Raw genomic sequence first — 6,474 nt, 5'->3', positions numbered from 1 at the left:
TCTGGGACGGTCCACAAATGCCTCCGGACATGGGGGAGATGGGGAGGGCGGAGCGCGTTCAACTTGGTCCAGACCAATGTGGTTGTCAACCCCTCGCGCGGATCACCCTTCGTTCCCGCCCGTCGCGAGCGCCGCCGCGGCCTCGTGCATCGCCAGCTCCAGCAGGCCCGGATCGGTGAGCGTGCCGGTGCCGTCCGGGGGGATCAGCCAGCGGATTCCGCCGGTCGCGGGCCGTCCCGGATAGGGCACGACGATCCAGGTGCCGACCCCGGCGGTCCGGATTCCGGTGCCGAGCCAGCGGGTCGCGGTGCCGGGCGGCACGAAGAACCCGGTCCGGGCGTCGCCGAAGTCGGCGAGCACCGGACCGGGCTGGTCGAGGACGCGGGTGAGCACGTCCAGGGTGGGGTGGCCGAGCCGGCTCGGCAGGATGAGCACGTCCCAGCGGTGTCCGGCCGGGAGCAGCGCGACCCCCAGGGGGTTGCGCTCCCACTCCCTCCGGCAGGACTCGGGGTCGGGTGCGGCGGACGCCAGCCAGGCGAGCGCGGTCTGCGCACCGGGCATGTGAGGACCTCCCTGTTCACTGGTGGACGCGGGTTGCGTCCACCAGGGAGACAGGGCCCCTCGGCGGGCATTACGCGGCTTCGGGCGGCCCGTTGGGGTGAGCCGGGTCACACCGGCCCGTTGCCGTCGCCCCCGCCACCGCGGCGCGCCCGTCCCGCCCCGCCGGAGTCCGGGTGCGGCGGTCGTCGGGGGCTGGGTCTTTCGTCTGGATCAGGCCGGACCTCGCGGGCCCGGCATGATCCAGACGAGAGGCCCTAGCTGTCGAAGCCCAGGCCCAGCCGGTCCATGGTGCGCAGCCACAGGTTGCGGTGCCCGTCGTGGGTGTCGGCGCGGGCCAGGGACCACTGGGTGAGCGCGATCCCGGCCCAGGCGAACGGCTCGGGCGGGAAGGGCAGCGGCTTGGTGCGGACCATCTCCAGTTCGGTGCGTTCGGTGCGCTCCCCGGCGAGCAGGTCGAGCATCACCTCGGCGCCGAACCGGGTCGCGCCGACGCCGAGTCCGGTGTATCCGGCGGCGTAGGCGACCCGGCCCCGGTGGGCGGTGCCGAAGAAGGCCGAGAAGCGGGAGCAGGTGTCGATGGCGCCGCCCCAGGCATGGGTGAAGCGGACGCCCTCCAGTTGCGGGAAGCAGGTGAAGAAGTGGTCCGCCAGCCGGGCGTAGGTCTCCGGGCGGTCGTCGTACTCGGCGCGCACCCGGCCCCCGTAGGGGTAGACGGCGTCGTAGCCGCCCCACAGCACCCGGTTGTCGGCGGAGAGCCGGAAGTAGTGGAACCGGTTGGCGCTGTCGCCGATCCCCTGCCGGTTCCGCCAGCCCACGGAGGCGAGCCGGGCCTTTGAGAGGGGCTCGGTCATCAGGGCGTAGTCGTAGACCGGAACGGTGTAGGGGCGCACCCGCCGCACCAGGCTGGGGAAGACGTTGGTGCCGAGGGCGACGGCGCGGGCGCGGACGCCGCCGTGGGGGGTGCGGACGGACATGCCGGGGCCGTGGCGCCGCAGGGTCAGGGCGGGGGTGTGCTCGTGGACGCGGACGCCCAGGCCGAGGCAGGCGCGCTTGAGGCCCCAGGCGAGCCGGGCCGGGTTGAGCACGGCCACGCCCCGGCGGTCCCACAGCCCGGAGCGGAAGGTGGGCGAGTCGATCTGCTCCCGCAGGGCGTCGGCGTCCAGGTGGGTGTAGCCGTCGGCGAGGCCCGCGGCCTCGATCTCGCCGTACCGGTCGGCGAGTTCGCGGGCCTGGTACGGCTCGGTGGCGACGTCGATCTCGCCGGTGCGCTCGAACTCGCAGTCCAGGGAGTACCGGGCGACGGCGTCCTCGACGGCGTCCAGGTTGCGGGCGCCCAGGTCCTCCAGCCGGTGGATCTCGCCGGGCCAGCGGGCGAGGCCGTTGGCCAGTCCGTGGGTGAGGGAGGCGGCGCAGAAGCCGCCGTTGCGGCCGGAGGCGGCCCAGCCCACCTCGCGGCCCTCCAGCAGCACCACGTCCCGCCCGGGGTCGCGCTCCTTGGCGAGCAGCGCGGTCCACAGGCCGCTGTAGCCGCCGCCGACGACCAGCAGGTCGCAGTTGGCGGGGCCGGTGAGGGCGGGTTCGGGGCGGGGGCGGCCGGGGTCGTCCAGCCAGTACGGGACGGGCCGGACGCCGGCCAGGGACGCGGTCCGGTCACTGCTGCGGCTCATGGCTCTCGGGGCCATGATGTCAACTCCCTACGAGGTGCGCCGGGGGCGTGGTCGGCCCGCGCTCATGGCCGGTGGCGGTTCCGGCGGTTGCCGACGGCCATGGAGACCAGGACGAACAGTACGGCGACGACGAACCCGGCCGTCCCGATGACATTGATCTGAACGGGTGTTCCGCGCTGCGCCGATCCCCAGACGAACATGGGGAAGGTGACGGTGGAACCCGCGTTGAAGTTGGTGATGATGAAGTCGTCGAAGGAGAGGGCGAAGGCGAGCAGCGCGCCCGCCGCGATGCCGGGGGCGGCGATCGGCAGGGTGACCCGGACGAAGGTCTGGAAGGGACCGGCGTAGAGGTCCTGCGCGGCCTGCTCCAGCCGGGGGTCCATCGACATGACCCGCGCCTTGACGGCCGTCACCACGAAGCTCAGGCAGAACATGACATGGGCGATGAGGATGGTCCAGAAGCCCAGCCTGGCGCCCGTGTTGAGGAACAGGGTGAGCAGCGAGGCGGCCATCACCACCTCGGGCATCGCCATCGGCAGGAAGATCAGCGAGTTGACGGCGCCGCGGGCGCGGAAGCGGTAGCGGACCAGCGCGAAGGCGATGGCGGTGCCCAGCGCGGTGGCGCCGAGCGTCGCCCAGAGGGCGATCCGCAGGCTGAGCGAGAGGGAGGCGCAGAGCCCGGCGACCCCGCACGGGTCCTTCCAGGCGTCGGCGGAGAACTGCTGCCAGGCGTAGTTGAAGCGCCCGTTGGGCCTGTTGAAGGAGAACACCGTGACGACGGCGTTCGGCAGCAGGAGGTAGGCGAGCGTCAGCAGTCCGGCGATCACCACCAGATTGCGCTTGAACCAGTTGACGAGGGGCATCGCTAGACCAGCTCCTCCGTCCCCGACCTGCGGATGTAGAAGGTGACCATGGCGAGGATGGCGGCCATGAGGAGGAAGGAGAGGGCCGCCGCCGTCGGGTAGTCCAGCACCCGCAGGAACTGCGACTGGATCACGTTGCCGATCATTCCGGTGTCGGCGGAGCCGAGCAGGGAGGCGTTGACGTAGTCGCCGGTGGCGGGGATGAAGGTGAGCAGGGTGCCCGCGACGACGCCGGGCGTGGACAGCGGGAGGGTGACCCGGCGGAAGACGGTGGCGGGCCGGGCGTAGAGGTCCCCGGCGGCCTCGTGGAGCCGTCCGTCGATGCGCTCCAGCGAGGTGTACAGGGGCAGGATCATGAACGGCAGGAAGTTGTAGGTGAGGCCGCAGACCACGGCGAGCGGGGTGGCCAGCACCCGGTCGCCGGACGTCCAGCCGAGCCAGGCGGTGACGTCCAGGACGTGCAGGGTGTTCAGGAGGCCGACGACGGGTCCGCCGTCGGCGAGGATCGTCTTCCAGGCGAGGGTGCGGATGAGGAAGCTGGTGAAGAACGGAGCGATCACCAGGATCATGAGCAGGTTGCGCCAGCGGCCCGCCCGGAAGGCGATCAGATAGGCGAGCGGGTAGCCGAGCAGCAGGCACAGCACGGTCGCGGAGGCGGCGTAGGCCACCGAGCGGAGGAACTGCGGCCAGTACGTGGACAGGGCGTCCCAGTAGGTGGCGATGTGCCAGGTGACCTCGTAGCCCTCCTCCAGGGAGCCCGTCTGCACGGAGGTGGACGCCTGGTAGACCATTGGCAGGGCGAAGAAGACGAGCAGCCAGAGCATGCCGGGCAGCAGCAGCCAGTACGGGGTCAGCCGCCGGCGCCGGCGCGGGGGCGCCGCCTCCGGGGCGGGCGGGGCGGGCGCCGCCGCCTCGGTGAGGGTGCTCATCGGGCGGCCCCGTCCCCGGCCGCGTCCTGGGCCTCCGCCGTCCCGGCGAGCGGGGACTGGGCCGCGTCCAGGCCGAAGGTGTGGGCCGGGTTCCAGTGCAGGACCACCTCGGCGCCGGGGACCAGCCGGGTGTCCCGGTCGATGTTCTGGACGTAGACCTCGAAGCCGGGGCAGGCCGCGCAGTCGACGAGGTACTGGGTGGAGACGCCGATGAAGCTGGTGCCGGTGATCCGTCCGCGGAGCCGGTTGCGGCCCTCGGGGACCGAGTCGGCGTCGTCGGCGTGGGTGATGCCGGTCTTCTCCGGGCGGACGCCGACGAGGACGGTGCCGCCCCGGCCCACCGGGGCGGGGCAGCGGGCGGCGGGCAGCGTCAGGCGGTCCCCGGCGGCCCGCACCACGACGTCCTCCCCCGAGCCGCCCTCGGCCTCGGCCGCTATCAGGTTGGAGGTGCCCAGGAAGTTGGCGACGAAGGTGGTCCGCGGGTTCTCGTAGAGGTCGGCGGGGGCGCCGAGCTGCTCCACGCGTCCGCCGTTCATCACGGCGACCGTGTCGGCCATCGTCATGGCCTCCTCCTGGTCGTGCGTGACGTGCACGAAGGTGATGCCGACCTCGGTCTGGATGCGTTTGAGCTCCAGTTGCATCTGGCGGCGCAGCTTGAGGTCGAGGGCGCCGAGCGGTTCGTCGAGCAGCAGCACCCGGGGGTGGTTGATCAGGGCGCGGGCGAGCGCGACGCGCTGCTGCTGCCCGCCGGAGAGCCGGTGCGGCTTCTTGCGGGCCTGCTCGCCGAGCTGGACGAGCCCGAGCATCTCGTCGACCCGCTTCTTCACGCCCCTGACGCCGCGCCTGCGCAGTCCGAAGGCGACGTTCTCGAAGATGTCGAGGTGCGGGAAGAGGGCGTAGGACTGGAAGACGGTGTTCACCGGCCGCTTGTACGGCGGCAGGGCGGTGACGTCCTGGTCGCCGAGGTGGACGGTGCCGGTGCTGGGCTCCTCCAGCCCGGCGATCATGCGCAGGGTGGTGGTCTTTCCGCAGCCGGAGGCGCCGAGCAGGGCGAAGAAGGAGCCCTGGGGCACGGTCAGGTCGAGCGGGTGCACCGCGGTGAAGGAGCCGTAGGTCCTGCTGATGCCGGTGAGGCGGACGTCGCCGCCGCGGCCGGTCGCGTCTGTGCTGGTCTTCATCGTCGTCACGCCCCAGTGAGCTTCGCGAACTTCTCTTCGCAGGCCGTCTCTTCCTTCGCGCCGAGCGAGCGGAAGGAGTGGGACCCGGCCTGCATGGCCCGGTCGGGAATGATCAGCGGGTTCTCCGCCGCGTCCTCGTCGATCCTCGCCAGTTCGTCCTTCACCCCGTCGACGGGGCAGACGAAGTTGATGTACGCGGCCAGCTCCGCGGCCTGCCGGGGCTCGTAGTAGTGGTCGATGAGCCGTTCGGCGTTGGTCTTGTGCCGGGCCCGGTTGGGGATCAGCAGGTTGTCGCTGGAGGTGATGTAGCCGCTCTCGGGGATGACGAAGCCCACGTCCGGGTTGTCCGCCCGGAGCTGGACGATGTCACCGGCCCAGGCGAGGCAGGCCGCCAGATCGCCCTTGGTGAGGTCGGAGGTGTAGTCGTTGCCGGTGAAGCGGCGGATCTGGCCCCGGTCGACGCCCTTCTGGAGCCGGGCGACGGCCGCGTCGTAGTCGTCGGCGGAGAAGCGGGCCGGGTCCTTGCCCATGTCCAGCAGCATCATTCCCATGGTGTCGCGCATCTCGGTGAGGAAGCCGACGCGGCCCTTGAGGCGGGGGTTGTCGAGCAGGTCGGAGACGGAGCGCACCTCGATGCCGTCCAGGGCCTCGCGGTTGTAGGCGACGACCGTGGAGATGCCCTGCCAGGGATAGGAGTAGGCGCGCCCGGGGTCCCAGTCGGGGCTGCGGAACTGGGCCGAGAGGTTGGCGAAGGCGTGCGGCAGGTTGGCCGGATCGAGCTTCTGCACCCAGCCCAGCCGGATCAGCCGGGCGGCCAGCCAGTCGGTGAGGACGACGAGGTCGCGGCCGGTGTCCTGGCCCGCGGCGAGCTGGGCCTGGATGCGGCCGAAGAACTCGCTGTTGTCGTTGATGTCCTCGTTGTAGGTGACCTTGACGCCGGTGCGGCGGGTGAACGCCTCCAGCGTCGGATGGCGCCGGCCGCTGTCGTCGACGTCCATGTACTCGGTCCAGTTGGAGAAGGTGACGGTCCGCTCCTCCTCGGACCGGTCCTCGGCGGCGGTGCCGCCCCCGGTCCGGCCGGCCGGGGGGATGCCGCAGCCGCCCAGCGCCAGGGCACCGCCGGCCGCGAGCGCCCCGCCCGCCGAGGCGCGCAGCAGCGAGCGCCGGGTGAGCGCGGCCCTGCCGTTGGTGAGGCTGCGCCGCAGGGCGGCCGCTCGGGCCGGGGAGAGGCGGTCGGGCTCGTACTGCTCCATGCGCGTGGTGCCCTTCCGGGTGG

At 72.1% G+C, this 6,474-nt stretch carries 6 protein-coding genes; all 6 read right to left on the bottom strand.

Features of this window, described 5'->3' with window-relative positions:
• Window positions 1-102: 102 nt before the first annotated feature.
• The gene (locus ACZ7LB_RS19915) at window positions 103-561 is read right to left on the bottom strand and encodes a hypothetical protein (RefSeq protein ID WP_471469800.1); all 459 of its coding nucleotides are present in this window, start codon (window positions 559-561) and stop codon (window positions 103-105) included.
• Between the two features lie 254 nt (window positions 562-815).
• Window positions 816-2,243: an NAD(P)/FAD-dependent oxidoreductase gene (locus ACZ7LB_RS19910; RefSeq protein WP_471469798.1), complete on the bottom strand. Its 1,428-nt coding sequence runs from the start codon at window positions 2,241-2,243 to the stop codon at window positions 816-818.
• 47 nt (window positions 2,244-2,290) lie between these two features.
• Complete coding sequence (locus ACZ7LB_RS19905) at window positions 2,291-3,091, bottom strand: ABC transporter permease (RefSeq protein ID WP_471469796.1); 801 nt, start codon at window positions 3,089-3,091, stop codon at window positions 2,291-2,293.
• Window positions 3,092-3,093: 2 nt separating this feature from the next.
• Window positions 3,094-4,020: an ABC transporter permease gene (locus tag ACZ7LB_RS19900; RefSeq protein ID WP_471469794.1), complete on the bottom strand. Its 927-nt coding sequence runs from the start codon at window positions 4,018-4,020 to the stop codon at window positions 3,094-3,096.
• Entirely contained in the window at window positions 4,017-5,198 is a 1,182-nt protein-coding gene (locus tag ACZ7LB_RS19895; protein WP_471469811.1) for an ABC transporter ATP-binding protein, read from the bottom strand. Before ACZ7LB_RS19895 ends, ACZ7LB_RS19900 begins: the two co-directional genes overlap by 4 nt.
• A 5-nt stretch (window positions 5,199-5,203) precedes the next feature.
• On the bottom strand, window positions 5,204-6,451 hold the full coding sequence (locus ACZ7LB_RS19890) for a polyamine ABC transporter substrate-binding protein (RefSeq protein WP_471469793.1): 1,248 nt from the start codon (window positions 6,449-6,451) through the stop codon (window positions 5,204-5,206).
• Window positions 6,452-6,474: the final 23 nt, after the last annotated feature.

The sequence above is a fragment of the Streptomyces sp. NPDC107521 genome (assembly GCF_055598485.1).
This window is presented reverse-complemented; position numbering and strand designations above follow the sequence as displayed.

Bases quoted from the DNA above. Each gene is read 5' to 3' on its own strand.
- ACZ7LB_RS19915 (WP_471469800.1), bottom strand. From the start codon at position 561: ATGCCCGGTGCGCAGACCGCGCTCGCCTGGCTGGCGTCCGCCGCACCC.
- ACZ7LB_RS19890 (WP_471469793.1), bottom strand. From the start codon at position 6,451: ATGGAGCAGTACGAGCCCGACCGCCTCTCCCCGGCCCGAGCGGCCGCC.
- ACZ7LB_RS19900 (WP_471469794.1), bottom strand. From the start codon at position 4,020: ATGAGCACCCTCACCGAGGCGGCGGCGCCCGCCCCGCCCGCCCCGGAG.
- ACZ7LB_RS19910 (WP_471469798.1), bottom strand. From the start codon at position 2,243: ATGGCCCCGAGAGCCATGAGCCGCAGCAGTGACCGGACCGCGTCCCTG.
- ACZ7LB_RS19905 (WP_471469796.1), bottom strand. From the start codon at position 3,091: ATGCCCCTCGTCAACTGGTTCAAGCGCAATCTGGTGGTGATCGCCGGA.
- ACZ7LB_RS19895 (WP_471469811.1), bottom strand. From the start codon at position 5,198: ATGAAGACCAGCACAGACGCGACCGGCCGCGGCGGCGACGTCCGCCTC.